1 protein-coding gene is annotated in these 292 nt (G+C 48.3%); it reads left to right on the top strand.

Translation table 11 applies throughout. The features are described from left to right. Positions 1 to 292: hypothetical protein (locus tag NE591_RS15140; RefSeq protein ID WP_256157087.1), on the top strand; the 292-nt coding region annotated here is incomplete at both ends.

The following is a 292-nucleotide window of genomic DNA, read 5'->3' as shown; positions in this document are numbered from 1 at the left end:
AATTTTTACTTACGCAAAAGACACCAAGATAACTGGTGGTTCCATCATTAACAATGAAACAGAGACTACAACCGACTGGGGCGGCGGTGGCATTTATATCAACAATAATGGCACCTTGATGATTCCCTCTGCCCTTATTACGAACAACAGCGCTGCTGGTCTGGGTGGAGGCGTTGCTGGCTGCACTCATGCGAAAATTATTATCGGAGAGAAGGAAACAACCAGTGCAGGCCAGCTGGTAAGCAGCGCCGCAGTGTTCAAGAACACTGCTTCGGGAACGAGCTATCCTTTG

Source organism: Adlercreutzia sp. DFI.6.23 (assembly GCF_024462535.1).
Classification (GTDB): domain Bacteria; phylum Actinomycetota; class Coriobacteriia; order Coriobacteriales; family Eggerthellaceae; genus Adlercreutzia; species Adlercreutzia rubneri.
Note: the sequence above shows the minus strand (reverse complement) of the source record. Positions and strands in the feature narration are given on the sequence as shown.